The following is a 25,590-nucleotide window of genomic DNA, read 5'->3' as shown; positions in this document are numbered from 1 at the left end:
GCCTTGGCCAGGATGTCCCCGACGCAGGGCGGTGACCCCGACGATCGGGGGCCCGAATGCCTGCCATGCAACGCTCGCGGCATCCTTGGAAGCCACGTCGGCCGACCTCACCTTCGTCTGATGACCAGCGAGTTCGACGTCGTCATTGTGGGGGGGGCGCCGCCGGCATCGCCGCCGCACGGAGGCTCGCCGCCCGAGGCGCGTCGGCCCTGCTGCTAGAGGCATCGTCGCGCATCGGAGGGCGCGCCTACACGCAGGACTTCGGAGGCTACCCGCTCGACCTCGGCTGCGAGTGGCTACACTCGGGCGACCGCAACGCGTGGGTCGTCATCGCCGAGGCATCGGGCTTTCCGGTCGACCGCAGCGACCCGCCGTGGGCGAAGGCGCATCCGGGCATCGTCCAGGACGAGGACGCCCAGGATGCGGCGCGGCAGGCGTACGCCGACTGGGAGGAGCGGCTCCGGACAATCGCGGCCGGCAGCGACCGGGCCAGCGACGCCTTGGAGCCCGGCGGTCGGTGGAACGCCTATGTCCGGGCCATCGCCGGCTTCATGAGCGGGGCCTCGCCCGAGAACATTTCCGCCACCGATTACCTGGCCTACGACGACGCCTCGCCGGTAAGAACTGGAACCTGCCGCTCGGCTACGGCACGCTGGTCGCCGCCAGCCTGCCATCCTCGACGGCCCTGCGGGTGGCCACCCCCGCCGAGCGGATCGAGTTGACCACGGACGGCGTCGCCGTGACTACCCGCACCGGCACCGTCCGCGCCGGGGCGGCCATCCTCACGGTCTCGACCGCTGTCCTGGCCGGCGACGCGCTCCGCCTTCCTTCAGGGGCCGCCCCCTGGCGCGAGGCGGCCGCCGCCCTGCCGCTCGGGCGCAACGAAAAGGTTTTCCTGGAGATCAGGCGCGATTCCGCGTTCGCCCCGGACAGCCACGCCTATGGCGACCTGCACGACCCGAGTTCCGCCTCCTCGATCCGGCCCAACGGCTGGCCGGTCATCGAGGCGTTCCTCGGGGGCGACGGCGCCCGCATCCTGCAGGAGGAGGGCCCGGCGGCCGGCTTCGCGTACGTGTCGGCGCAGTTGGTCGCCCTGTTCGGGAGCGAGGTGGCGTCGGCCATCCGGCCGCTTGCAGCGACGTCCTGGAGCCGGATGGCATACATCGGCGGGGCTTACAGTTGCGCCCTGCCGGGGGAGTCTCGGGCGCGGGCGCGGCTGGCCCAGCCCTTCGAGGACCGGCTGTTCTTCGCGGGCGAGGCGACGCATCCCTTCGACTTCACGACCGCCCACGGGGCGCACGACAGCGGGGTGCGGGCCGCCGACGAGGCCCTGGCGGCGCTTCGAGGCAGGGTCCACGCCGGACGGCGCGACGGCCTCGCCGCGGGGACGCGGGCGGCCAGGTAGCATACTGATCTCAGCGTCCCAGCGCGAAGCAGCCATTCTGCTGGCGACCCAACGCAGTCGTTCGCGCGCAGCTGTGCGCCTCCCGTAAGCGGACACGGCCGCGGACGAACGTAAAATTCGTGTGCGGGTCTCGAAAATTCCTTCGTCAAGTCGCGTAATCAGGGCAGGTACGCCCGCAAGGTTGGCTTATGAAAGCTTACCGCCTGTCGTCTCCGATGCCGGCTCAGGCCATTAGGCGGTGAGTGTTGTCCGCGACGAGCTCCCGGTAGCGCGCGATGACATCACCGTGGCTGCCGCTCGTCATCAGGGTGTTGGCGGCCTCCATCGCGGCCACGACCTTCTCGCCGACCATCGAGACCATCTCGGCCTGGCCTTCGGCGCCGCCCCAGGCGATCCGCACGAGCCGCAACTCGATGACCTTCTGGGCCTCCACAGCGAGGAGGAATGCGGCATAGAACGGGTCCAGCATAACGGCTCCGGTTAAACGGTCGCATCCGACAACGCTCCGAGGGGAGCCTAGTCTCTGCGGACGATGACGCAGACCGGGGCCGTCTCCATCACATTGACGTGCGCCCCCTCCGTCGGCCCGCCCGCAAATTCCCGCAATCGCACCCCATGCGGTGGCCACGGACCCGCGGGCAGACGATGCCCGCGTCCCTCGCTTCCGGCCAAGGTCGCACGCCAGTTGCGTCGAAAGGCAGCCGCGAGCGGCCGGCATGTTCACGGACACCATGACCCAGTACCTCGTCAGGCGCGCCAACCTCCTCGTGCTCGGTGTCCTCATGGCCATCGTCGCCCTGGTCGGCGCGGTGACCTGGGAGCGCCTCAACGCCTCGCGCGCGGCCCGAGAGTGGTCGCAGCACAGCTACCGCGTCCTCAGCACCACCAAGGACCTCGCCATCGCGCTGCGCGACGCCGAGCGCGGCCAGCGCGGCTACGTCCTCACCGGCCGGGACGAGTACCTCGGCCCCTACGACGCCGCCCGTGACCGGCTGGGCCTGCTGCAGGGCGAGTTGCAGAAGCTGACCGCCGACAACCCCACGCAGCAGGAGCGCATCCGCGCCCTGGCGCCGGCCATCCAGCACAAGCTGGAAGAGCTCGCCCAGACCCTGCAAGCACGCCGCGACGGCGGGCTTGAGAACGCCCTGCGCATCGTCAACGGTGACGCCGGCCGCAACCACATGCGGGACGCCGAGGCCCTACTCGACGGCATGCTCGGCGACGAGCAGCGGCTGCTCGACGAGCGACTCGCCCAGAACGACGCCCGGGCCGCCTGGGTGCGCTGGATGGTCATCGTCGGATCGGCGCTGGCGGTCCTGACCCTGCTCTGGGCGGCCCGCCTCCTGAACCGGGCGTGGTCGCGCTCCTACGCGACCGAGGCCGAGCAGCGGGCCCTGGCGCTGCGCCTTCGCACCACCATCGATAGCCTCAGCCAGGGCGTCGCGGTGTTCGGCCCCAACCGCAAGCTCGCGAACTGGAACGAGTGCTTTCAGGTGTTGCTCGACTTGCCGAAGGCGATGCTGAGGTCGGGCACCGCCTACGGCACCTTCGTCGAGCACACTAGCGAGCCCGGTCGCCCCGCCCTGGAAACCGAGGACCAGATCCGCCACGGCAGCCGGAATCTCCGCGAGGCGGTCACCTACGAGCGCGAGGGCACCGACGGACACCACCTGGAGATACGGCGGACGCCGATGCCCGACGGCGGCTTCGTCCTGACCATTTCGGACATGACCAAGCGCGCCCAGGCTGAGGCCGTGCTGCGCGAGGCCCAGAAGATGCAGGCAGTCGGGCAACTGACCGGCGGCATCGCGCACGATTTCAACAACCTGCTGCAAGTCATCCTCGGGAACCTGGAGTTCGTCCGGGCCAAGCTCGACGGCGACGCCAAGCTGCAGCAGCGGATCGAGCGCGCGTCCTGGGCTGCCCAGCGCGGCGCGACCCTGACGGGCCAACTCCTCGCCTTCGCGCGCAAGCAGCCGCTCGCCCCGGCGCCCGTCGACCTCGCCGCGACGATGCCGGACCTGATCCCGCTCCTGCGGCGGACGCTCGGCGAGCACATCGAGGTCCGCTACGTCGAGACCGCCGGCCTGTGGCCTGCCATGGCCGACCCGGCCCAGTTGGAGAGCGCCGTCCTCAACCTCGCGCTGAACGCGCGCGACGCGATGCCGGGCGGCGGCCGGCTGACCATCGAGCTCGGCAACAAGGTTCTCGACGAGGCCTACGCCCGGGAGAACGCCGAGATCACGCCGGGCGACTACGCCATGGTGGCGGTCTCGGACACCGGCCACGGCATGACCCCAGACATCGTCAGGCGCGTGTTCGAGCCGTTCTTCACGACCAAGCCCGACGGCAAGGGCACCGGGCTCGGCCTCGCCATGGTGTTCGGCTTCGTCAAGCAGTCAGGCGGACACGTGAAGATTTACTCGGAGCCAGGCGAGGGCACGACCGTGAAGATCTACCTGCCCCGGGCGGTCGGTGCCGTGGCCGCCGCGCCGGTCACGGGCACGCCCGTCGAGTTGCCGCGCGGCTCGGCCACGGTGCTGGTCGTCGAGGACGAGGCGGGGGTGCGCGAGATCGCCTGCGCGATCCTCTCCGACCTCGGCTACCGGGTGCTGGAAGCCGTCGACGGCGAGGACGCGCTCCGGGTGTTCGGGACCAACGCGGCGTCCGTCGACCTGCTACTGACCGACGTGGTCCTCCCGGGCAAGGTCCGCGGGCGCGAGCTCGCCGAACGGGTGCAGTCCCTGCGCCCCGAGGTGCGGGTGCTGTTCATGTCCGGCTACACGGAGAACAGCATCGTGCACCACGGCCGGCTCGACGACGGCGTGCACCTCGTGGGCAAGCCGTTCAAGCGCGAGCAGCTCGCCCGCAAGGTCGCCGAGGTCCTGGGAAGTGTCGCAGCGGCGAAGGAGGCTGCGAATGTCGTGCCTTTGCGCCCGATGAGGGACGCAAGTTCCTGATGCCCGGAGGTTGTCGCTAGCCCCCATTGATCGGCTCAGGAGGCAGGGGCGCCGGTGACTCGCTCAGAGAATTGTCGTCCGGCGGGGCCGGGTCCGGCGGCGGATCGCCGATGGGCGGCAACGGCTCACCTCCCGGACGTGGCGTGTCGGACTACATGGCATCCACCGTCTGTCCGCCCCGTGAGCGATAGGTCACGTCCACGCGCGAATGGGCTGACCGACACCATCGGGTCACCGCAAGCGAGGTCACTTGCGATCGCGGACGCATTCGCGGCGGCGTCAAGCGGCCCTGAAACTTTTCTCCCGCCGAGCCCCGTAGAACCCTGCGACGTCCCTGGAGGGGCGCAGTATCAGGGAGACACCATGTCCAAGACCCTTCTACGCCTCGCACTCGGCCTCAGCCTCGTCGCAGTCGCCGCGCCGGCGCTCGCCAAGAACCCGATGGTCGGCGGCGCGCCGATGTACGCGAGCAAGACCATCGTCGAGAATGCGGTCAACTCCAAAGACCACACCACCCTGGTCGCCGCCGTGAAGGCCGCCGGCCTCGTCGACACCCTGTCGGGCCCGGGTCCCTTCACGGTGTTCGCGCCCACCAACGCCGCCTTCGCGAAGTTGCCGCCGGGTACGGTTGAGAACCTTGTGCAGCCGCAGAACAAGGCGACGCTGACGAAGATCCTGACCTACCACGTCGTCCCGGGCGTCTACACCGCCAAGGACCTGATGGCGCTCGCCAAGAAGCCTGAGGGACAGAAGCAGCTCACCACCGTCGAGGGCGAGCCGCTCGCCGTCTCGGCCAGGGGCAAGAAAGTCTACGTCACCGACGTGAAGGGCAACACTGTTCCGGTGACCATCCCGAACGTGATGCAGTCGAACGGCGTCATCCACGTCGTCAGCGGCGTGCTGATGCCCTGATCGCGGGGGCGGGCGCCGGCGGAGGCCGGAGCCCGCCTCATTCGCGCAGGAGCTTTCCGGAATAGACGACCGGGCCTGTCGGCGCACCGGTCGGCGAGCCGCCCTTCGGCTCAACCGACACCGCGAGGGTCGCACCCTCCGCACCGGCACGGAGGGCGGCCGGCACGGGCAGGCGTGCCGCCGGGTCAGTGACGAGGCCCAGCGAGCGCGGCGCGGCATTCGCCCCCACGAACCAGAGCTCCAGGCTGCGGTCCGGCGGCGTCTCTGCCGAGAGACTGCGGACCTGAACGGTGCCACCGTCGAGATCGACGCGCACGATCAGCGCCGGCAGGGTGCCGCCGCGGTCGACCACGGCGAGGTACTGACGGTCGGTGGCTGAGGGCCGCGGCCCGACTGCGAGCCAGAGGGCGAGGCCGGCCGCGAGCGCGGTCGCAGCCCCCGCGGCAGACCGCCAGATCCGCAGCCCGCGCTCCAGCCTGCGGACAGTCGCGCCACCGGCATCGACCTCAGGTGAGCGAGCCGTCCCGATCCTGGCCTCGATTGCATCCCATACGTCGGGCGCGGGCTTGACCGATGGGGCCGTCGCCGTGAGCGGCGCGAGCCGCGCCTCCCAATCGGCCACCGCCGCGCGAAGGGAAGCGTCCCGCTCCATCGCCGAGGCGAAGGCGGCGCGCTCGTCGGCGGTTAAGGTCCCGAGGACGTACTCCCCAGCTGCGCCGCTGGGGTCCTCCGCCCAGAAGGGCGCGGCGCCCGTGCCAACATCGCCGCTCATGTCGCCTCCAGGCAGCCGCGCAGGCTCATGAGGCCGCGGCGCAGCCACGTCTTGACCGTGTTGACGGGGCGGTCGTGCCGTGCCGCCAATTCCTCGCGTGACCAGCCCTCGCAATAGGCGAGGACGAGGCAGTCGCGCTGGGCGGGCTCGACGGCTTCGAGGCAATGCGCGAGGGCGTCACGGCGGGCGAGGTCCGCCTCGCCGTCGCTTGTATCGGCGAGGCGTTCGAACCAGTCCTCGTCGGCTTGGGTCAGGCGGGTAGCTTGGTCCTGCCGAAGGCGGTCGATGGCCTTGTGCCGGGCGATGGCGCCGAGCCATGCAGTCGCGGGCCCGGCCCTCGGATCATAGGTGCTTGCACGCTGCCATATGCGCACGAACACCTCCTGCAACGCATCCTCGGCCGCGCCCCTGTCCCTCAGGATACGGAGGATGATCCCGAGAAGTTTCGGGGCGGCGGCGTCGTAGAGCGCGCGCAGGGCCATGCGGTCGCCCGTGGCCACGGCCGCGATCAGCTGCGCGAGGTCCGCGTTTGCAGGAGTCCCCACGTTCGACACGGTTTCTCCCTTGCCGCGGGAAAGCGAATTCCGGCGGGCTCCGGCGCATCGGCCGATTCAAGACATACCTATGGCATGGCTTCGTCCGGAGGGACACGTGTGAGCCGTCAGAGGGGTTCGCGCGGCGCCCGCCATCGGCCGCGGCACCCTCTCACCGCCGCTCGCCTTTTGCCGGCCCGAGCACGGTTTGACGAAGAGTGTCTACGGCGTGGCCGCCATCAAAGCCGGGTGGTCAGGTTCGTAAGCCAAGCCGGCGAGGCGTTGACCAAGATGGTCTCCGCAGCCTTGTCGTAGCCCGTGGCGATCATCAGGCCGGTGGCCACGAGGATGGCGCCCAGGGCGACCTTCAGCCCCTTGCCGAGCCCCATTATCCGGTCGCGCCAGCGCATCAGCACCTCGCGCGAGAGCGCGCCGAGGAGCAGGAGCGGCAGGGCGGCGCCGAGACCGAACAGGAGCATCGTAAGCGCCACCGTGCCCAGGTCCCGCCCCTGAGAGGCGAGGAGGGAGGCGGCCCCGAGGGTCGGCCCGACGCAGGGGCTCCAGACCGCCCCGAGCAGCAGCCCGACCCCGAACTGCCCAAGGAGCCCGGCGGTCGAGAAACCGCCGAATCGGCCCTCGGTCCAGTTGCTCACCGGACCGGCGGCGACGGCGAGCCGGGTCTGGGCAGCCGGAACCATCAGGACGAGCCCAATCAGGACTAGCATAATGGCCGCGACAGTGCGGAAGTCATCGCCGTCGAGGCCGATGGCGAAGCCCACGGTCGCCACAAACAGCCCGATGGCCACGAAGGACAGCGCGAGGCCGGCGGCGAGGGCTGCGGGGCCAAGCCGGTGCTCCGATGCCGCGGCACCAAGCACCAGCGGCAGCAAGGGCAGCACGCAGGGTGACAGCACCGAGAGGATGCCGGCGAGGAACGCGAGGCCGAACGTCGTGGCCACGACCGACCTACAACGCCTTCTCGACGGCGCCCTCGATCCACTCGGGTTGGGTATCGCCGACCGAACGACCCGTCTCCTTCTCACCCTTGAAGGTGATCAGGGTGCTCTGCCTCGTCACGCCGAACCGCTTCAGCACGTCCTTCCGGCTGTCGAAGTCGACGTCGAACACCTGAAGGTCCTTGAACCGAGGCTGGGCTTCCAGCTTGGCCAGGATCGGCTTCTGCGCCGCACATACAGTGCACCACGGCGCGGTGACGTGGACGAGGATCGGCTTGCCCGCTTTCTGCGCCGCCTCAAAGGCCTCGGGGCTGAAGACCGCCTCGGCGGCATTCGCGGCGGTACCGAACAGCAGGGGAGCGGCGGCCAGGGCGCCGAGAAGGAAGCGACGGGTGGTCATGGGCTGTCTGTGTCCTTGGTGATGGGTCTAGGCAGATAGTCGGCTCAATTGGTCGCCTGGGTGATGGCGCGGTCGACGTTCACCCTTTCCGCCCAGTCCTTAGCTTCGTCCTGCCCCTTGAGGTCGATGAGCCGAGCACCGCTGACGTCGACGTTCTTGAAGTCCGCGCCCGTGACTGTGGCGCCGGTCAGGTTGGCGCCCGACAAATCCGAGCCCATCAGCACCACGTCGGTGAGGTCGGCGTTCTTGAGGTTGGCATACTCAAGGCGCGACCGGCCGAGGTTGGCTCCCTTCAGGTTCGCGCCGGAGAGGTTCACCGAGGTGAACACCGTCCGCATCAGGCCCATGGACTGGTTCTTGATGTCGGCCCCGCCCTTGAGGTCGACCAACGTCGCGCCGCTCATGTTTGCGCCCTTGAAGTCTCCGATGGGCATGGAGCGGCTGAGGTCGGCGCCGCTGAAGTTCGCGTCCCGGGCGGTGATGCCAAACATCTTCGCGTCCGCGAGCTTGGCGCCGGACAGGTCGGCCTTCAGGAACCACGCCTGTTCGAGGTTCGCGCCGCTGAGGTCGGCGCCACGGAGGTTGACCTTGTTAAGGCGCGCCGTCCGTAGGTTGACCCCCCGGAGGTTCAGCCCTGAGAGATCGAGCCCGGAGAGGGACTTGTCGTGCAGGTCGACCGGCTTGCCGTCCGCGGCCTTGATCATCGCCTCGACGTCGGCGCGGCTCATCTCGGCCTTGGTCATGGCGGGCGAGGACATGTCCGCTCCGAGCAGCAGGTCCTGTTCGGCCGAGGCGGGGCCGGCGGCGAGGACGGCGAGCATGAAGCTGAGGGCGAGGCGGCGCATCGGTTCATTCCCGGCGGCGCCACACATGGCGGGCGCCTTATCGTGTTCGTTGTGGCTCGACGCTATGCCGGCCCGCTGCACCCGGTCGGTGACCCAGGTCACACAAGTCCGGCGCGGCGGGAGAAAAACGCAACGCGAGCCGGACGATCAGCCCGTCGTCATGGCCGGGGGACTGTGCCGCCATGACGGATGCCCAGAAGGTCGAACGTTGGATCGACCGGTTTCCGCTGCTTCAAGCGCTCAGCCCGGCGCACTTGCAGATCGCCCGGGGAACCGTCCACTTCCCGGTCCTGGACGCCGGCGCCATCGCCTACGAACTGGATGGCGAGTGCGCCAACTACCTGATGTGCCTGGAAGGCCGCACGCGCATCTTCCGGATGTCCGAGGGCGGGCGCGAGGTGCTGATCTACAAGGTCGGCCCCGGCGGCACCTGTGCCCTGACCACGCAGTGCCTGCTGTCCGGCGGCACGTTCCCGGCGCAGAGCGTGGCCGAGGAGAAGACCGAGTTGGCGGCTCTGCCGGTGAGCACGTTCCAGCATCTGATGGGCGAGAGCGCCGCGTTCCGCAGCTTCGTCATGGACGACTACACGCGGCTGATGTCCGGCCTGTTCACGCTGATCGATGAGGTCGCATTCGCGCCGCTGAAGCAGCGCCTCGCGCAACGGCTCCTGGCCGAGGCCGATCCGCGGGGTGTCGCCGCGGTGATCCATCAGAAGCTCGCGGACGACATCGGCAGCGTTCGTGAGGTGGTCAGCCGCCTCCTGGGGCAATGGGCAGAGGCGGGCCTAATCGAACTTCGTCGGGGCGCAATCGAAATCGTCGACCGTGCCAGCTTGGCGGCCGCAGGTCGGCAGTGACATGGGCGTGGGGTGTCTGCTTTCTCGGCCGAGGCGGATCGAGCTTTTCGACTGGATTGGGTCGGAAGCAAGATGGCCGTTCAGGGTGGATTACGGCCGAGACGCTTTCCGACGCAGGCCCGGACGAAGCGGAAGCTCTGGGATCAATTGGAGCAGGCCACCAGCGACTGGTCGGCCATAGCCCTTCGCGAACCGCTCCCGAGCACTCGTTCGGCATATGCGGCCCCGACTAGGAAGTGGTCGTACCAAAAAGCACCTCAGGAGCGGGGGGCTCCCAGGGTGTAGCCGACCTCGCGGCCAGTTTGATCGGGCTCGCTCACAACGAGATCGCATCGACGCTGGAGGCCGGGGACCGTCCGGCCCTCCCTGCCGTCCTCGACGGCCTCGTCCGGACGGAACGGATACTGCGACGCAGCGCGCTCCTGCACCTGCCCGGCCACGTGGCGCGCCTGCGTCCGGCCGACGCCGTCGTCTACGATACCGTTCGCGCCGTGCTGGAGGAGGCGGGCTTGGACCAGCCCCGCCTCACCGTGCTCGCCGAGCGCCTGGGCCGCCAGCCCGACGAACTCCGCCGCCTCCTCGACAAGGTCGGCCGCCTCGGCTGGCTCGTGCGTGTCTCGAATAGCTACTACGCGCTGCCGGAGGCAGTCGCCGAACTGGCGCGCATCGCGGACGCGGTGGCGCGGGAGCATCCCGAGGGCCTGCTGACGGTCGGGCGATTTCGCCAGACGGCCGGCATCGGCCGCAACCTGACCATGCCGCTCTTGGAGTTCTTCGATGGACGGGGGTTCACGGTGCGGATCGAGGCGGGACGTCGCATCCGCGCCGATTGGCGCGTCCTGGCCCCATCGAACTGGCATGACGCCGTGCATGGCGGGTCGGGACCTGATCCCACCGTCATGCCACCGTCGGCATGACGGCAGGGACGCCTTTCCCGGCCCAAGCTGAAACCTTTCAGGACAAGCCTTCGTACGGGCGGGCATACGCCCGGCCAGGGCGCGGCGCGAGGTTTCGCTTCGGCGCCCCTAAAACCGTGCCTGACGGCCATCGCCTGCAGGTAATTTATTCAGAAAATCAGGAACTTACGGCGGGTGCATCGCCTTGCCTCCCTGTGCGACAGGGAATTCCTTCCCCGTACAGGAGACATCGAATGAAGATCACCGCCCTTGCCCTCGCCGCCTCGGTCCTCGGCGGCCTCGCGCTCGGCACCGGTGCCGCCTCGGCCGCACCGATGGGCCCGAACGGCCTTCAGGCGGCCCCCGCCGGCGTCACCCAGGTCCGCATGACGCACAGCGAGCGCATGATGATGAAGAAGCGCATGATGCATAAGAAGATGATGAAGCGCCGGATGATGAAGCGGAAGATGATGATGAACCGCATGTAAGCGGCCATCCCGAACGCGGCGGCTCGACCTTCGGGCCGGTCGCCGCGCCCCGCGGTTCACCAGGATACGTCGCCCACGTGCCACGGACCTACCTGACGCGCTCCGCCCCTGACACCGGCGAGGTCGAGCATCGGCGCTGGATGTTCCGGCACCCCGCCGTCATCCGGATCACCCACTGGGTCAACGCCCTCTGCCTCCTCGTTCTGCTGACGAGCGGCCTGCAGATCTTCAACGCCCACCCGGCCCTGTATTGGGGCAAGGTTTCGACCTTCGACACGCCGCTGCTGGCGATGTCCCAGAACGATGACGACCCGCCCAAGGGCGTGACGACGGTCCTGGGCCACACGTTCGACACCACCGGGTATTTCGGCTCATCGACCGGTGCGGACGGCGAGGCGGCCGACCGCGGTTTCCCGTCGTGGCTGACGCTGCCGAGCGACCAGGACCTCACCGGCGGCCGCAGTTGGCACTTCTTCTTCGCCTGGGCCTTCGTCGTGAACGGCACCCTTTACCTGCTCTACGGCCTGTTTAGCGGGCAGTTGCGCTTCCGCGTCGTCCCGCAGCGCGACCAGGTCCGGCATTTCGCCGCCTCGGTTCGGGAGCACCTGACCCTGCGCTTCCCTGAAGGGGACGAGGCCAAGCGCTACAACGTCATCCAGAAGCTCACCTACGCCGTCGTCCTGTTCGTGCTGCTGCCGGTGCAGGTGTTGGCCGGCCTGGCGATGTCACCCGCGATGGACGCGGCGTTCCCGTTCCTGTTGACGCTATTCGACGGGCGGCAGTCGGCGCGGACCGTCCACTTTGTCGTCGCGGCCCTGCTGGTCCTGTTCGTCGTCGTCCACGTCGCCCTCGTCGTGCTGTCGGGCTTCTGGAACAACATGCGCGGCATGCTCACCGGCTGGTTCGTGATCGAGCGTCGGATCGAGCCCGCGGCGGGGGATGATGTCCGGGAGCACCGCGCATGATCCAGCCTCCCAGCCGACGCTCTCTCCTGCTCGGCGCCACCGCAGCGGCCGGCACCGCGATGCTTGGGGGCTGCGACCGCCTCGGCGAGGCCGACTGGTTCCGGCGCACGCTCAAGACCGGCGAGGACGCCAACCAGTTCGTGCAACGGCTGCTCCTCACCGAGCGGACGCTCGCGCCCGAGTACGCCGAGGCGGACATCTCGCCATGGTTCAAGCCGAACGGCACCGAGGACCCGCCTGATAAGGCCTACAAGGCGTTGGCGAGGCGCAAGTTCGCGGACTACCGCCTTGAGGTCGATGGGCTGGTCGAGACGCCGCTGAAGCTCTCGCTGGCGGAACTGCGCAAGCTCCCGTCCCGGACGCAGATCACCCGGCATGACTGCGTCGAGGGCTGGAGCGCCATCGGCCAGTGGACCGGTGTGCCGCTGGCCGAGCTCCTGAACCGGGCCAGGCTCAAGCCCGAGGCGCGCTACGTCGTGTTCCGCTGCGCCGACACGATGGACCAGGGCGAGGACGAGGGCGCCGAAGGGGACGGGACGGAGGACGTCTCGTCCGGCGGCAACGCCAACCCTGCGATGACGAAGCAATCGGGCGAGGGGGAGGACAAGCGGGATGCTGGAGGCCAGCAGGCCGCCGAGGGAAGCTCCACCGGCGACGACGCGCCCGTTCGCTACTACGAGAGCATCGACCTCGTGGACGCCTTCCATCCCCAGACCATCCTCGCCTACGAGCTGAACGGGAAAACCCTGCCCGTGGCCAACGGCGCTCCCCTGCGGCTGCGTCTCGAACGCAACCTCGGCTACAAGCAGGCCAAATACGTGATGCGCATCGAGGTGGTGGAGAGCTTCGCCGACATCGGCGAGGGCAAGGGTGGCTACTGGGAGGACCAGGGCTACGCCTGGTATGCCGGAATCTGATCTCCTGCGGCGAACGGACGACCGGTCAGACGCCGCGGCTAGCGCTCCGCGATGAGCTCCTTGATGCGGGTGGCGAGCGTCTCCAGCACGAACGGCTTGGTCAGGACCTGCATGCCGGGTCGGAGATAGCCGTTCCCCAGAACGGCGTTCTCGGCGTAGCCGGTGATGAACAGCACCTTCAGGTCGGGGCGCCGCTCACGGCCAGCGTCGGCCATCTGCCGCCCGTTCATCCCGCCCGGCAGGCCGACGTCGGTCACTAGCAGGTCAATGCGCACGTCCGACTGAAGTACCTTCAGCCCGGCGACGCTGTCGGCGGCCTCGATGGCGGTGTAGCCGAGATCCTCCAGCACCTCGGTGACCAGCATGCGCACCGAGGGCTCGTCGTCCACGATCAGCACCGTCTCGCCCTGGCCGGCCTGCTCCACTTCGGCAAGCCTGCGGGTCACCTCGTCCTCGTCGGCCTCGCCGTAGTGCCGCGGCAGGTACAGGCAGACCATCGTCCCCTCGCCGACCTCGGAGTAGATCCGCACCTGCCCGCCGGACTGCTTGGCGAAGCCGTAGACCATGGACAATCCGAGGCCGGTGCCCTCGCCGGTGGGCTTGGTCGTGAAGAACGGCTCGAACACCTTGCCGATCAGGTCCGGCGCCATGCCGGTTCCGGTGTCGGTCACGCAAACGCCCAGATACTGGCCGGGAGCGAGATCGTGCTGGCGGCCGCCGGCCTCGTCGATCCACCTGTTGGCGGTCTCGATGGTGATGCGACCGCCGTCCGGCATCGCATCGCGGGCGTTGATGCACAGGTTGAGCAGCGCGTTCTCCAATTGCCCCGGGTCGATCAGCGCCGGCCACAGGCCCGCGAGGCCGACGACCTCAAGGTGGACGGCCGGGCCCACGGTGCGCCGGATCAGCTCCTCCATGTCGGTGACGAGGCGGTTCACGTTGGTGGGCTTCGGGTCGAGGGTCTGGCGGCGGGAGAAGGCGAGCAGGCGGTGGGTCAGGGCGGCAGCCCGCTTGGCCGCGCCCTGGGCGACGGTCATGTATCGGTCGAGGTCACCCATCCGCCCTTGGGACATCCGGGTCTGCATGAGTTCCAGCGAGCCTGAGATGCCCGCGAGCAGGTTGTTGAAGTCGTGCGCGAGGCCGCCGGTGAGTTGTCCGACCGCCTCCATCTTCTGCGACTGCCGCAGGGCCTCCTCCGTCTTTGCCAGCGCCTCGGCCTGCCGCTTGCTCTCGGTTACGTCGCGTACGGACGAGTAGATCAGCCCGTCGCGCGGCACGGCGTTCCAGGACAGCCAGACGTAGCTGCCGTCCTTGCGGCGGTAGCGGTTCTCGAACGTGAGCTGCGCCTCCCCGCGCGACAGACCCTCCGCCGCCGCCACGGTCGCCTCGACGTCGTCGGGGTGGACGAAATCGAGAAACGGGCGTGCCTTCATCTCGGCATCGGTCCACCCGAGCGTTTGCGGCCAGGCCGGGTTGAGGCCGACGAAGTAGCCTTCGAAGTTGGCCACGCACAGCAGGTCGGACGAGGCCTGCCAGATCTGGTCGCGCTCGGCGGTCCGGGCGGCGACCTGGCGGGCGAGGTCGGCCTCGGTCTGCACCCGAACGGTCACGTCCTGCACGAAGACGTGGAAGCCGTCGACGCGAGCGTCGGCGTCCCGGCGCGGCAGGTATCGGATCTCGGCGACGCGGTGGCGCCCGTCGCGGTGGGGCCAGTCCATCTCGAAGGTGACAGGTTCACCCGCGAGGGCCCGGTCGATGTACGGCCGACGTGCCTCGTAGGCGTATGGCCCGAGCAGGTCCCGGACGTCCCGGCCGACGATCTCGCCTGCGGGGATAAAGAACCAGTCGACATAGGCGTCGTTGGCGAAGCGGTAGACGTGGTCCGCGCCGATGAAGGCGATGAGAACCGGAAGGGCGTCAGCGATAAGGCGCAACTCGCGCTCGCCGGCCTCGGCGCGCTGCTCGACACGGCGCCTCTCGGTGATGTCCGAGAAAAAGATTGCGACCCGGTGCGCGGAGGGTTCGCCGGTGCGCAGGGCCCTGACGTCGAACCAACGCCCGAACACGTCGGCGTAATGCTCGAAGTGGGCGGGCTCGCCGGTCAGGGCGACGCGCCCGTAGGTGTCGAACCAGTGCCGCTCCAGGTCCGGCGCGAACTCGCTCACCCACCTGCCGGCGACGTCTGCTCCGGTCTGCGCGACGAAGGCGGGGTTGGACTCGACGATGCGGTAGTCGATGGCGCGTTCACCCTCGAACTTCATCTCGACGATGCAGAACCCGACCTCGATGCTCTCGAACAGGGTCCGGTAGCGCGCCTCGTTCTCGCGCAGAGCGACCTCCGCGCGTGTGCGCTCCGTGACGTCGTGGCCCTCGACGAAGATGCCCTCGACCCGCCCGTCCGGGCCGGCGACCGGTTGATAGACGAAGTCGAGGTAGCGCTCCGTGATCGCCCCTCCCGCGACGGGCTGGAGATCGAGTCTGGCACCCGTCGCCGTGTGAGGTCGGCCGGTGCGGAACACCTCGTCGAGCAGGTCGACGTAACCCTGGGCGGCAGCCTCCGGCAGTGCCTCCGCCACGGTACGGTCGGCCACGTCGCGACCGTCGACGATGCGTTGGTAGGCCGCGTTGGTCAGCGTGAAGCGGTGCTCGGGGCCGCTCAGGAGGGCGATGAAGCTCGGGGCCTGCTCGAACATCTGCGCGAGGGAGGCCGAATGCCCACGCAACCGGCGAACCTCGGCTTCCAGTTCCTCGCGGGACATCGTTCCCGGGTCCGGTGTGGGTGCGTGCATGCTGGCTCGATAGTTTCCGACCGCTTCGCCCGCGACGGGTCGGAAGATGCAAACTCAATGATGTGGTGGCACGGTCGGGAGTGGCGGCCGACCGCAGCGGCGCGTGCGGTCAGAACGCGTTGATCGGACCGGGTGGCTGCGGTGCCGGCGGCTCCGTCGGCGGATCGCCCTCGGGCGGCGTCGGGTCCGGCGGCGGGTCGCCGATGGGTGGCAACGGCTCGTCCCCCGGGCGTGGCGTGTCCGATTGCATGGCGTTGTCCCCTTGGCGCGTCCGGCTGGCGCCGGACGACAACGCGCGCGGTCCCTGGCGGATGCGCACTCGGCCGATGCTTTCAACCGCGTGCATCACCCGTCAGCCGAACGTCAGTGCCAACCGCTCCCGCAGGGCCTTGCGCAGGGCCCGGCTGAGGTCGGCCACCGAATAGGGCTTGCCCAGCAGCGGGAAGCCGTCGGTGCCTTCGAAGGCCAGCACGTGGCTGTAGCCGGAGGTCAGAACGACCGGCAAGTAGGGCCACCGCCGCCGGATCTCCCTGGCCAAGTCGACCCCGTTCATGCCGGGCATCACCACGTCGGAGAAGACCACCTCGAACCGCTGGCCTGAGGCTTCGATCTCCGCCAGGGCGGCCTGGGCGTCCTTCACCCAGACGGCCTGGTAACCGAGTTCGCCGAGCGCTTGCGTGGCGAAGGCGCCGACTTCGACGTTGTCCTCGACGACCAGGACCGGGGTGCCGTGGCCTTCGGGCAGCGGTCCAGGATCGTCCCGCGCGGGTTCCCGAGCCGAGCCATCGGCGGAGCGGGGGAGAAACAGGGTGAAGGTGGTCCCGGCGCCGACCTCGCTATCGACCGCGACGTCGCCGCCCGACTGCTTGGCGAAGCCGAACACTTGGCTCAGGCCCAGCCCGGTGCCGTGGCCGACGCCCTTCGTCGTGAAAAACGGCTCGAAGATGCGTTCGAGCAACTCAGGCTCGATGCCGCCGCCGGTGTCGGAGACCGACACGGCCACGAAGTCGCCCGGCACTGCCGGGTGCGAGCGCAAGGTCGGGATGCGGTCGGCGCGCCTGACCGCGATGCGCAACCGACCCTCGCCCTGCATCGCGTCGCGGGCATTCACCACGAGGTTCACCAACGCGGTGTCGAACTGGCTCGGGTCGGCATCGACGTGGCAGGGCAGCCGCTCGCCGTCCGCATCCTGGCCTGCATCGGTGTCGGTTTCGACGCGGATGCGCGCGCCGGTTAGCGTGCGTACCATGTCGGCGATGGCGGCCACCGACTGCGCGGCATCGAATACGGTCGGGCGCAGCGCCTGCCGTCGCGCAAACGCGAGCAACTGGCTGGTCAACTTGGCGGCACGGTCGACCGTGTCGGATATGGCGTCGACGTAACGGCTCCGGCGCTCCTCACTCAGGCTCGGTCGCTTCAGGAGGTCGGTGGAGGATTTGATGACGGTCAGCAGGTTGTTGAAATCGTGCGCGACGCCGCCTGTCAGCTGCCCGACCGCTTCCATTTTCTGAGATTGCCGCAACTGCTCCTCAAGGGCCCGACGCTCGGTCACGTCCCGGCCGGTTGCGTGGAAGCGGTCCCCCTGCGGGATGGCGTTCCACGAGATCCAGCGGTGGCCGCCGTCCGCCGTCCTGATGCGGATGTCCAGGTCGGAGAGGGGCAGGCCGGCGCGCAACATCTCGAAGGCGCGTGCCGCGGCCTCCTGGTCGTCCGCATGCACGAGGCTGTCGATGCGCACCCCGACGAGGCTGCCGGCCGGCCAGCCGAGCGTCTCGGTCCAGGCCGGGCCGACGGCGCGGATATTCCCGTCGAGACCACAGACGACGAGCAGGTCGCGGCTCGTCCGCCAGACCAGGTCGCGTTCGACCAAGTTGTCGCGGTCCCGGGCCTCCCGCCGCTCCTCGCCCTCCTGCCTGACGGTGGCGTCCTCGAACAGCACGGCGACCTGGTTCTGCACCTGGCTGCCGATGCGCACCGCATGCACGTCGAACACGCGCCCCAGCCGGGACGCCGCGCCCCTGAACCGCGCGTCGCGTCCCGTGCGGGCGACCTCGCCGTAGGTGTCGAACCAGTGCCGCTCAAGCTCGGGTTCGAGCTCGCGCATCCAGCGGCCCTCGGCGTTCGCGAGCCCGGACTGGCGCTCGAAGGCGGCGTTGACCTCGACGAAGCGGTAGTCCTCGGCCCGGCCTTCCCCGTCGAACCGCATCTCGATGATGCAAAACCCGGCCTCGCCGTCCTCCAGCAGGCTGCGGAAGGAGGCGCCCCGCCGGACGGCGTTGCCCTCCTGCTCCCGGAAACGCGTGAGGTCGAGTTGGCTGCCGAAGAAGAACAGCAGCTCGCCGTGCGGGCCGAAGACCGGGCTGACGTAGAGCTCGTTGACGAAGGGGCTGCCGTCGCGCCGGTAGTTCAACAACTCCACGACCACGTCCCGCCGTGCCGCGATGGCATCACGGATGCGGGCGACGTGGGCCGGGTCGGTCTCCGGACCCTGGAGGAAGCGGCAGTTGCGCCCGATCAACTCCTCCGCCGCGTAGCCGGAGAGTTCCAGGAAGGCGCGGTTGGCGAAGACGATGGGGTTGTCGGTGAGGTTCGGGTCGGTGACGATCATCGCCATCCGTGTCTTGTCGGCGGCGGTGAACAGCAGATCGGGCCTGAGGGACCCGACGCCGGCCTCGCTGGCGGTCGAAGGTGCATGCGGTTCCCGACCGGCACGCAGGCGGGCGACCTCCGCCAGCAACTCGCTCTCGCGCCGGCGCAGCCGCTCGACCTCCCCCCGAAGATCCTCGATGCTCATGGCCTGGATCTCTAAAGGGCGTCCATGCGGGAACCAACGCCCTCGGGGGCGACGGGACGGAAATCGGATGCGGCCTTTGGTCGGGTCGAGGCCTCGTGCGGTTTGGCCGAACAGGAAATCGACGTCATCATCGGCGTTCGGTCCTCGCCGACACGGCCCGGTCGATGGCGGCGTGGAAGCGGCTTTCAATGAATGGGCGTTCGACGAAGGGGACGTGCCCGGGCAAGGCCTCTGGGCGAGGCGTCACTTGTGCCGACACGACAACGACGGCCACGTCTGACCGACGGCGGGTGACCTCGCGTGCGAGCGCCAGGCCGTCCATCGTGCCCGGCATGCGCACGTCGGTGATCATCAGGGTGACCGTGCCGTCCAGACGTTCCAGCGCCTGGGCGGCGTTTCCGGCTTCGACAACGGCGTAGCCCTTCGCTTCGAGGAGGTCGCGGACCTCCAAGCGGAAGAGCATCTCGTCCTCGACCACCAGGGCCGTCTTCGCGTCCGGGGCATCCGTCATGGCGAGCGGCAACGGCCCGCGCGACCCTTCGTTGCGTCGCCCCGTCAAACGACCGCCTGGAAGTCGGCCAGCGCCGCCTCGACGACGCACGCCACACCCTCCGGGCGGTAGTCGAGGGCTAGGTTGGCGTTGACTTGTGCCGTCAGCCCACGCTCGATCAGCCGCGACCCGAACCCTTTTCGCGATGGCGGCACGACCAGTGGACCGCCAATTTCCATCCATGCGATGCGCAGCCGCGGCGCATCTTCCGGCCCAACCAGCGAGGCCGTCAACGCGACCCTGCCGTGGGGTACGGACAGGGAGCCGTACTTGACCGCGTTGGTGGTCAACTCGTGCAGGGTCAGGGCGAGGGACAAGGCGGCCTTGCCGCCGATCTCGACGTCCGGCCCCTCGAACGCGACGCGCCGCCCCGCCGATTCTTGGACGCCGACCCCCTCCCGGACCACTGCCGCCAGGGAGGCGCTCTCGGCGGCGCCGCCGAGGAGCACGTCGTGCGCCTTGCCGAGCGCGACTAGCCGGCTGCCCAGGACCTCGCGCGCCGAGTCCATGTCGGTGGCGCCGCGCAGCGTCGACGCGGCGATGGCCTGTACCATCGCCAGCAGGTTCTTCATTCGGTGCGAGAGCTCTTGGTTGAGCAGGTCCTGCCGTTCCTCGGCCCGGCGGCGGGTGTCGATGTCGGCGACCGCCACGACAGCGCCGACCACCGCGCCGGCGTCGTCGCGCATCGGCGCACCCGCGATCTCGATCCAGAGCCGGGTGCCGTCGCCGCGCTGGTACTCGCAGCGCATCTCCGCGTGCTCGACACCTTCCCGGATGAGGCGGCTGAGCGGGTACTCCTCAGGAGCGACCGGGCGGCCGTCCTCGTGGAAGGCGACCCATTCGCCGTAGCTGTCGGCGTTGGGCGACGGCAATATCGGATGGCGGAAGATCTCCTCCAGACGCCGGTTGCCGGCGACGATGCGGCCGGACGGCGCCTCCGCGAACAGGATGCCAACCGGTACCGTGTCGAGCACGGCGCGCAGCGTCGCCTCGCTGGCTTGCAGGGCCTGGCGTGCCTTTTTCTGTTCCGTGAGGTCGCGCGTGACGGTGCCGTAGCCGAGCTTGCGCCCGTTGGCGTCGCGCACGGGGAAGAGGTTGTACAGGACCGGGACCGCAGCCCCCGTGACCACGTGCCGGAAGTTAAGCTCGCCCTCCCAGAACCCGTCCCGCTCGACCGCCGGCAGCACCTCGTCGAGGACGCGCGCGCGCTCCCCCGGCACGAAGTAGTCCACGATGGGCATGGCCCTGGCCGCCGCGAAGTCGGGCAGCCCGATGAGGCGCCGACCGGCCTCGTTAACGAAGTCGACGCTCCCGTCGGGCGCCGCCAGGCCGATGAAGTCCTGGCTCTGCTCGACCAGGGCGGCGAGGCGGCGCGTCTCGGCATCGGCCCGACGCTGGTCCCCGACGTCGACCAGCACGGTCACCGCAGCCTGGATCGCGCCCTCGTCGTCACGCACGGGTCCGCTCGACACCTCCAGGAGGCGCAGCTCGCCCGTCTCGGCGTTGCGATAGCGCATCTCCTCGCCCCGCACTGTCTCGCCCTTCCGCAGGGCGCGGAGGGTCGGGTACTCGGTGGGCTCGTATCGGCGACCATCCGGGTGCAGGGCGCCGTAGGAGACGTACCGGGCGTCGCCCTGGGCCCCGAGCCCGTGGCCGAGGATCTCCTCGGCCTTGGCGTTCAGGGACGATAGCCTCCCGGCGTCGGCTCCGGCGATGGAGATGCCGACCGGCGCCTGGCGGAAGATCGCCTCCAGCAGTCCCCGTTCGAGCCCTAAGCGGCGCTCGCTCGTGCGCAGGGCGTCCTCGGCCCGCTTGCGCGCGGTCAGGTCGAGCATCGCGCCGATCATGCGGCAGGCCCGGCCGTCCGCGTTGCGCATGACGTGGCCGCGGTCGAGCACGTGCGCGTAGGAGTCGTCGGCGCGCCGGAAGCGGTACTCTTCCGTCCAGGTCGTGCCGACGCCGTCGATGACGGCGTGGATCGAGGCGTCGATGCGGTTGCGGTCCTCGGGATGGACCTGCGCGATCCACCACTCTCCGGTCGGCTCGACCGTCGCGGGTTCATGGCCGTAGGCCTCGGTCAGAGCCTCGTTCCACAGGACGTGGTTGGTGGCGAGGTTCCAGTCCCAGATCGCGTCGTTGGTCGCGCGCGCCGCCAGTTGGTAACGGTCCTGGCTTTCCTGCAGGCGGGCGGCAGCCTCTTTCTGCTCCGTCCGGTCGCGCAGGACCTTGACGAAGCCGATTGCCGCGCCGGCCTCGTCGCGCAGCACCATCATCTCGCCGTTGGCCCAGAACCGCTCGCCGTCGCGGCGCAGGTGCCAGCGCTCGTCGACGCCGGTGCCCGTCTCCAGTGCGGACTGCATCTCCATGGCGGGGATGCCGTCGCGCCGGTCCTCCGGCGTGAAGAACGCGTCGGCGGTCTCGCCGCACATCTCCTCGGGACGCCAACCGAGGATGCGGGTCGCGCCCGCGTTCCAGTCCGTGATCCGGCCGTCGAGGTCGAGCAGGATGATGGCGTAGTCCTGCGCGCTGTCGAACACGGCGCGACGACGGTACTCGGTCAGGGCTGCCGCTCGGTTGGCAGCGCGCTCGCCAGCCTCGGCAAGGCCGGAGGCGACGGAACCGGCGAGGACGCCGAGAACCTGCAGATCCTCCTCAGCGAAGGCGTCCAAGCGGCTCGATTGCAGCTTCAGGACCCCGACCACGACACCGCCGCGGCGGACGGGCACCAGCATGCACGAGCGCTGACGAAGCCGCTCGGCCAGTTCAGGCTCGACCCGGTCATCGCCCAGGACATCGGGGATGAGGAGCGGGACGCCTTCCCGGTAGCAGGCACCCGCGAGGCTACCCCGGAGCGGGACGCGAAGGCCGAGATGCGGTGCGAGGCCGTCCGTGACTGCGCGGTAGACAAGGAAATTGCCCTCGCGGATCTCCACCGTGCCGGCCTCGGCGGCGGGGACGGCGCGCATCGCGCCCGCCAGCACAGCCCGGAAGCTCTCGTCGAGGTCGCCCCCCGCCGCCGCGACGCCGGCCAGGGTCGCGGCGACAGCCTCGCTCTGGCGCCCGACGCGGTCGCGATCCGAGAGCGACCGGCGCAGCAGGAGCTGGTCCATGACCTGCCGGGCGAGCACCTCAAGGTCCACAACCTGTTCCGGGGAGAGGCCGCCCGGGCGCGGCACGTGGTCGATGACGCACAGGCTGCCGAGCACCTGCCCCTCGGGCGTGCGTAGGGGCGCGCCGGCGTAGAAGCGCAGGCGCGGTTCGCCGGTCACCAGCGGGTTGGCGCGAGTGCGGGGGTCGCGCGTCAGGTCCGGGATCTGCAGGACGCCGAGTTCGGCCAGCACGAACTTGCAAACCGAGCGGTCGAGGTCGGTCTCGCAGGGCGGGAAGCCTGCGCGCGCCTTGAACCACTGGCGGTCGCGGTCGACCAAGCTGACTAGGGCCACCGGCGCGGCGCAGAGGCGGCGCGCGAGATGGACGATGTCGTCGAAACCGCGCTCGGGCGGGGTGTCGAGGATGTCGAACGCGGCGAGCGCGGCCAGCCGCGCGTCCTCCTCGACCCGGGCGGGACGCGTGACCTGGTTCACGGGGTCGCGTCCTTCACGAGCGCGGACGGGGGCCTTAGCCGCTCCGGGTCGCCGACATCGACGGCGACGATGCGACCGCCGGGCGCGTAGACGGCACCCATCACCTCCTCGAAGTGGCGCCGAACTGCGGCGTGGCACTCGCACGAGCCGGCTTCGGCGCGTCTCCGGTCCGGGAGGGTAATGCGTCCGTGGCCGATGGTGATCAGGCCGTCGCGCTGCATGCGCCCGAGAACCTCGGTGAGGTAGGCGCGACGCACCCCGAGCATGTCGGCGAGGAGTTCGTGGGTGACCGGCAATTCGGGCGTGCCGATCCGGTCCTGCAGGGTCAGGAGCCAGCGCAGGCATCGCCGCTCGATAGTGTGCGCGGCGTTGCAGGCGACCGATTGCAGGACCTGGGCGAGCAGGCAGTCGGCGTAGCGCACGAACAGGTCGCGGACGCCCTTCGAGGCCTGCTTGGCCTCGGACAGGCGTACTGCGTCGATCCGGATGACCGGGCCGCTGACCTGGACCACGGCCTGCCCGAACGCCGGCAGGTAGCCGTGGCTGACGACGCCTCCCATGGCGCCCTCGCGACCGACAGTGGCGGTCTCGACCGACTTTCCGTCCATGAGCGGCACGACCAGGGTGACGACGCAATGGTGGGAAGGGAAGGTAACGTGGCTGACGTCGTCGCCGGCGCGGAACAGTACGTCGCCGCGACGGACCTCTCGGCGCTCGGCGTGCGGCGCCAACAGGGCGCGGTCGTCGGCATCGAGGGCTTCGAGCAGCAGGTTGCCGTCGATGGTGGACGAGGTTCGGATATTCACGGGGAATGGTCGCGGCGCCGGCGGTCGGGTTGTCCACTAGCGGACTTCCTGGCGCAAAGATGTCCGATACCTGACAACTGATGCCGAAACCGGATGACGGGCGCGACTTTTTCGTCGGCTCGCCGACGGCGACGACGCGCTTGGGCGAAGAGCCTCGTCCGATCCGGAGCGGTCACCAAAGGGGAGGCCACGGGAGCCCTGGGGAACCGGCACGGCGCGGGCAAATTGGCCTTCTGAGCCAAATCAACAGCCAACCGGGAGAAACGCGATGTCGACGGATACCGAGAAGCACCGCGCGCTGCTGAGCGCCCTGAGGGACGCACAGGGCAAGGGAGACGGCTCCTTCGAGCGGGCCGTGACCGATGCCTTCGAGCATGTCTTTGAACACCTCGGCCGCCTCAACGACCACGTGTCGCTCGGCGGTCCCGATGGCGGCGATCCCCACCTCAAGCCCGGCGAATCCCCGACCTTGCGATAGGAGTTGGAACCTACGGAAGCCGCGAGACGGAAGGGACCGCATGATCACGCTCTACACTTGGTCGACCCCGAACGGCCGCAAGATCCCGATCATGCTGGAGGAGTGCGGGCTACCCTACACCGTGGTGCCGGTGGACATCGGCAAGGACGAACAGTTCGCGCCCGACTTCCTGAAGGTCTCGCCCAACAACAAGATCCCGGCCATCGTCGACGACGAGGCGGAAGGCGGTCCCCTGTCGGTGTTCGAGAGCGGCGCGATCCTCACCTACCTCGCCGAGACGACGGGACGCTTCCTCGCCCCCTCGGGGCCTGCCCGTTACAAGGCGCTGGAATGGCTGCACTGGCAAATGGGCGGCCTCGGGCCGATGCTGGGCCAGCTCGGCTTCTTCGCGGTACGTTCCGACGAGAAGGCGCCGCTGGCCATCAAGCGGTTCACCGAAGAGGCCGACCGCCTGCTGCACGTCATGGACCGGCGCCTTGGCGATGGGCCGTACCTTGCCGGAACGGACTACTCCATCGCCGATATGGCCTGCTACGCCTGGACGCTGGCGGCCACGTCGTTCCTGAAGGAACCGCTAGAGGGGACCTTGGCCGACATCGCGAACGTGCACGCTTGGCTGGGGCGGGTAGGCGAACGGCCGGCGGTGAGGCGCGGCATGGAGGTCCCGAAGACCTGAGGTGCCGAAACGCGATGGCGCGGAGGCAGGGGCGGCTCCAGCTTCAGGGGAAACGCGTGACGCCCGTCGCGTCGGCGCGACCATGGGAGACATCACGATGAGTGACAGGCCCGGACCCGACGAACTGCCGCCGGCGGACGAGGATGCCGGCCTGCCGACGCCGCCCAGTCCGGGGCGATTGCCGCCGGCTCACCTACCGCCGGCTCCGGACGAGCGTGACCCGTCATCCGATGTCAAAGGACCGGGCGAGGGAGAGTGATTGGCCGCTCGCAGAGCGAGCGCAGAAGGTAGGCTGCGGCGGGTCCGGCGCGCCGACGCGTTCAACCGGGAGCCTTGTCTCTTTGTTGTTCGTGACCTCGGCCGAGGGCGGCTTGGCGTCCGGGAACCCCCGGCCTTCTCATGAGATGGTCCCGTCCACGGAACCGGGAGACCCACATGCGCCTTGCCATCGCCGCCCTCGCCCTGTCGGCTGTATCCATCGCAGCCCGTGCCGAGGCTCCGGCGGATGCCGTCGCCATCGGTCCCTGGAAGGTCGACGCCGTCTTGAAAGGCCAGAAGTTCGACCGTTGCACGATGACCCGGACGACGGACGACGGCGTCGAGGTCCGGTTCACCCGCGACGCGGCGGGGCTCGACCTGACGATGAGTTCGGCGAAATGGAAGCTCGGGCGCGGGAAGAGCTATCCGGTCGAGTTGGTGGCCGGATCATCCACGCTGCAGGCGGACGTCGCTGCCTCCGGCAACGCGGTGTCGTTGCCGGTCAAGGACGAGCGGTTCCTCAAGTCGCTGAAGCTCGCCGACGGCCTGGACGTGAAGGGCGAGGGCGCGACCATCAAGGTGGCGCTGGATAAAAGCGCCGCCGCACTCGACCGGCTGGAAGCATGCTACGCCAAGAACGGCTCGGCAGCCGAGAGGAACCCGTTCGTGGCGCCGAGCGGCAAGCCATAGTCGACGACCGTCCCTATTGACCGCGGCCACACGTCGCTGCCGCCTCTGAAATCTCTGAT

The 25,590-nt window shown here is 69.4% G+C and carries 21 protein-coding genes and 1 pseudogene; 11 read left to right on the top strand and 11 right to left on the bottom strand.

The window, feature by feature from the left end; all coding sequences use genetic code 11:
• Nucleotides 1-120: 120 nt before the first annotated feature.
• A pseudogene (locus tag P9K36_RS14675) lies at nucleotides 121-1,405 on the top strand (FAD-dependent oxidoreductase).
• 223 nt (nucleotides 1,406-1,628) lie between these two features.
• Here the strand turns inward: P9K36_RS14675 and P9K36_RS14670 are convergent.
• On the bottom strand, nucleotides 1,629-1,874 hold the full coding sequence (locus tag P9K36_RS14670) for a hypothetical protein (protein WP_042673477.1): 246 nt from the start codon (nucleotides 1,872-1,874) through the stop codon (nucleotides 1,629-1,631).
• Nucleotides 1,875-2,121: 247 nt separating this feature from the next.
• On the opposite strand from P9K36_RS14670, the gene P9K36_RS14665 reads away from it, so the two are divergent.
• Entirely contained in the window at nucleotides 2,122-4,365 is a 2,244-nt protein-coding gene (locus tag P9K36_RS14665) for a CHASE3 domain-containing protein (RefSeq protein WP_244435336.1), read from the top strand.
• A gap of 363 nt (nucleotides 4,366-4,728) precedes the next feature.
• Nucleotides 4,729-5,277 (top strand): fasciclin domain-containing protein, encoded by a 549-nt coding sequence (locus P9K36_RS14660; RefSeq protein ID WP_278307205.1) that lies wholly within the window; start codon nucleotides 4,729-4,731, stop codon nucleotides 5,275-5,277.
• A gap of 37 nt (nucleotides 5,278-5,314) precedes the next feature.
• On the opposite strand, the gene P9K36_RS14655 is transcribed toward P9K36_RS14660, so the two are convergent.
• The 5 genes from P9K36_RS14655 to P9K36_RS14635 all read right to left on the bottom strand — a co-directional run bounded on the left by P9K36_RS14655 (nucleotide 5,315) and on the right by P9K36_RS14635 (nucleotide 8,783).
• Nucleotides 5,315-6,049 (bottom strand): anti-sigma factor, encoded by a 735-nt coding sequence (locus P9K36_RS14655; protein ID WP_182180415.1) that lies wholly within the window; start codon nucleotides 6,047-6,049, stop codon nucleotides 5,315-5,317.
• Nucleotides 6,046-6,531 carry a sigma-70 family RNA polymerase sigma factor gene (locus tag P9K36_RS14650; RefSeq protein ID WP_042673488.1) on the bottom strand — a complete coding sequence of 162 codons (486 nt, stop codon included), beginning with the start codon at nucleotides 6,529-6,531 and terminating at the stop codon, nucleotides 6,046-6,048. Before P9K36_RS14650 ends, P9K36_RS14655 begins: the two co-directional genes overlap by 4 nt.
• 290 nt (nucleotides 6,532-6,821) lie before the next feature.
• Nucleotides 6,822-7,541 carry a cytochrome c biogenesis protein CcdA gene (locus tag P9K36_RS14645; protein ID WP_042673471.1) on the bottom strand — a complete coding sequence of 240 codons (720 nt, stop codon included), beginning with the start codon at nucleotides 7,539-7,541 and terminating at the stop codon, nucleotides 6,822-6,824.
• A gap of 7 nt (nucleotides 7,542-7,548) precedes the next feature.
• Nucleotides 7,549-7,938, bottom strand: coding sequence for a thioredoxin family protein (locus P9K36_RS14640; protein WP_278307204.1), 390 nt, complete (start codon nucleotides 7,936-7,938; stop codon nucleotides 7,549-7,551).
• A gap of 44 nt (nucleotides 7,939-7,982) precedes the next feature.
• The gene (locus tag P9K36_RS14635) at nucleotides 7,983-8,783 is read right to left on the bottom strand and encodes a pentapeptide repeat-containing protein (RefSeq protein WP_278307203.1); all 801 of its coding nucleotides are present in this window, start codon (nucleotides 8,781-8,783) and stop codon (nucleotides 7,983-7,985) included.
• 182 nt (nucleotides 8,784-8,965) lie between these two features.
• Here P9K36_RS14635 and P9K36_RS14630 point away from each other — a divergent pair, with 182 nt between their 5' ends.
• The 5 genes from P9K36_RS14630 to P9K36_RS14610 all read left to right on the top strand — a co-directional run bounded on the left by P9K36_RS14630 (nucleotide 8,966) and on the right by P9K36_RS14610 (nucleotide 12,906).
• Nucleotides 8,966-9,640 carry a Crp/Fnr family transcriptional regulator gene (locus P9K36_RS14630; RefSeq protein ID WP_278307202.1) on the top strand — a complete coding sequence of 225 codons (675 nt, stop codon included), beginning with the start codon at nucleotides 8,966-8,968 and terminating at the stop codon, nucleotides 9,638-9,640.
• A 302-nt stretch (nucleotides 9,641-9,942) separates the two neighbouring features.
• Entirely contained in the window at nucleotides 9,943-10,557 is a 615-nt protein-coding gene (locus P9K36_RS14625; protein ID WP_278307201.1) for a SelB C-terminal domain-containing protein, read from the top strand.
• A gap of 233 nt (nucleotides 10,558-10,790) precedes the next feature.
• On the top strand, nucleotides 10,791-11,024 hold the full coding sequence (locus tag P9K36_RS14620; RefSeq protein WP_042672433.1) for a hypothetical protein: 234 nt from the start codon (nucleotides 10,791-10,793) through the stop codon (nucleotides 11,022-11,024).
• Nucleotides 11,025-11,164: 140 nt separating this feature from the next.
• On the top strand, nucleotides 11,165-11,989 hold the full coding sequence (locus tag P9K36_RS14615; RefSeq protein ID WP_042672438.1) for a cytochrome b/b6 domain-containing protein: 825 nt from the start codon (nucleotides 11,165-11,167) through the stop codon (nucleotides 11,987-11,989).
• Nucleotides 11,986-12,906, top strand: a complete 921-nt coding sequence (locus P9K36_RS14610) for a molybdopterin-binding protein (RefSeq protein WP_042672432.1) — start codon at nucleotides 11,986-11,988, stop codon at nucleotides 12,904-12,906. Before P9K36_RS14615 ends, P9K36_RS14610 begins: the two co-directional genes overlap by 4 nt.
• Nucleotides 12,907-12,944: 38 nt before the next feature.
• On the opposite strand, the gene P9K36_RS14605 is transcribed toward P9K36_RS14610, so the two are convergent.
• The 5 genes from P9K36_RS14605 to P9K36_RS14585 form a co-directional block, all read right to left on the bottom strand.
• On the bottom strand, nucleotides 12,945-15,665 hold the full coding sequence (locus tag P9K36_RS14605; RefSeq protein WP_244435284.1) for a PAS domain-containing protein: 2,721 nt from the start codon (nucleotides 15,663-15,665) through the stop codon (nucleotides 12,945-12,947).
• 382 nt (nucleotides 15,666-16,047) lie between these two features.
• Entirely contained in the window at nucleotides 16,048-18,489 is a 2,442-nt protein-coding gene (locus P9K36_RS14600; protein ID WP_278307200.1) for a PAS domain S-box protein, read from the bottom strand.
• Between the two features lie 127 nt (nucleotides 18,490-18,616).
• A complete protein-coding gene (locus P9K36_RS14595) occupies nucleotides 18,617-19,012 on the bottom strand; it encodes a response regulator (RefSeq protein WP_244435283.1) in 396 nt (131 codons plus the stop codon).
• 32 nt (nucleotides 19,013-19,044) lie between these two features.
• Nucleotides 19,045-22,623, bottom strand: a complete 3,579-nt coding sequence (locus P9K36_RS14590) for a PAS domain S-box protein (protein ID WP_278307199.1) — start codon at nucleotides 22,621-22,623, stop codon at nucleotides 19,045-19,047.
• Nucleotides 22,620-23,429, bottom strand: a complete 810-nt coding sequence (locus P9K36_RS14585) for a Crp/Fnr family transcriptional regulator (RefSeq protein ID WP_278307198.1) — start codon at nucleotides 23,427-23,429, stop codon at nucleotides 22,620-22,622. Before P9K36_RS14585 ends, P9K36_RS14590 begins: the two co-directional genes overlap by 4 nt.
• A gap of 268 nt (nucleotides 23,430-23,697) precedes the next feature.
• On the opposite strand from P9K36_RS14585, the gene P9K36_RS14580 reads away from it, so the two are divergent.
• From P9K36_RS14580 to P9K36_RS14570, 3 genes are all read left to right on the top strand, one after another.
• Entirely contained in the window at nucleotides 23,698-23,907 is a 210-nt protein-coding gene (locus P9K36_RS14580) for a hypothetical protein (RefSeq protein ID WP_043759356.1), read from the top strand.
• A gap of 40 nt (nucleotides 23,908-23,947) precedes the next feature.
• Entirely contained in the window at nucleotides 23,948-24,583 is a 636-nt protein-coding gene (locus P9K36_RS14575) for a glutathione S-transferase N-terminal domain-containing protein (protein WP_042672428.1), read from the top strand.
• Between the two features lie 435 nt (nucleotides 24,584-25,018).
• Nucleotides 25,019-25,531, top strand: a complete 513-nt coding sequence (locus P9K36_RS14570) for a hypothetical protein (protein ID WP_042672427.1) — start codon at nucleotides 25,019-25,021, stop codon at nucleotides 25,529-25,531.
• Nucleotides 25,532-25,590 lie beyond the last annotated feature (59 nt).

The organism is Methylobacterium sp. 391_Methyba4 (assembly GCF_029691625.1).
GTDB classification, from domain to species: domain Bacteria; phylum Pseudomonadota; class Alphaproteobacteria; order Rhizobiales; family Beijerinckiaceae; genus Methylobacterium; species Methylobacterium fujisawaense.
This window is presented reverse-complemented; position numbering and strand designations above follow the sequence as displayed.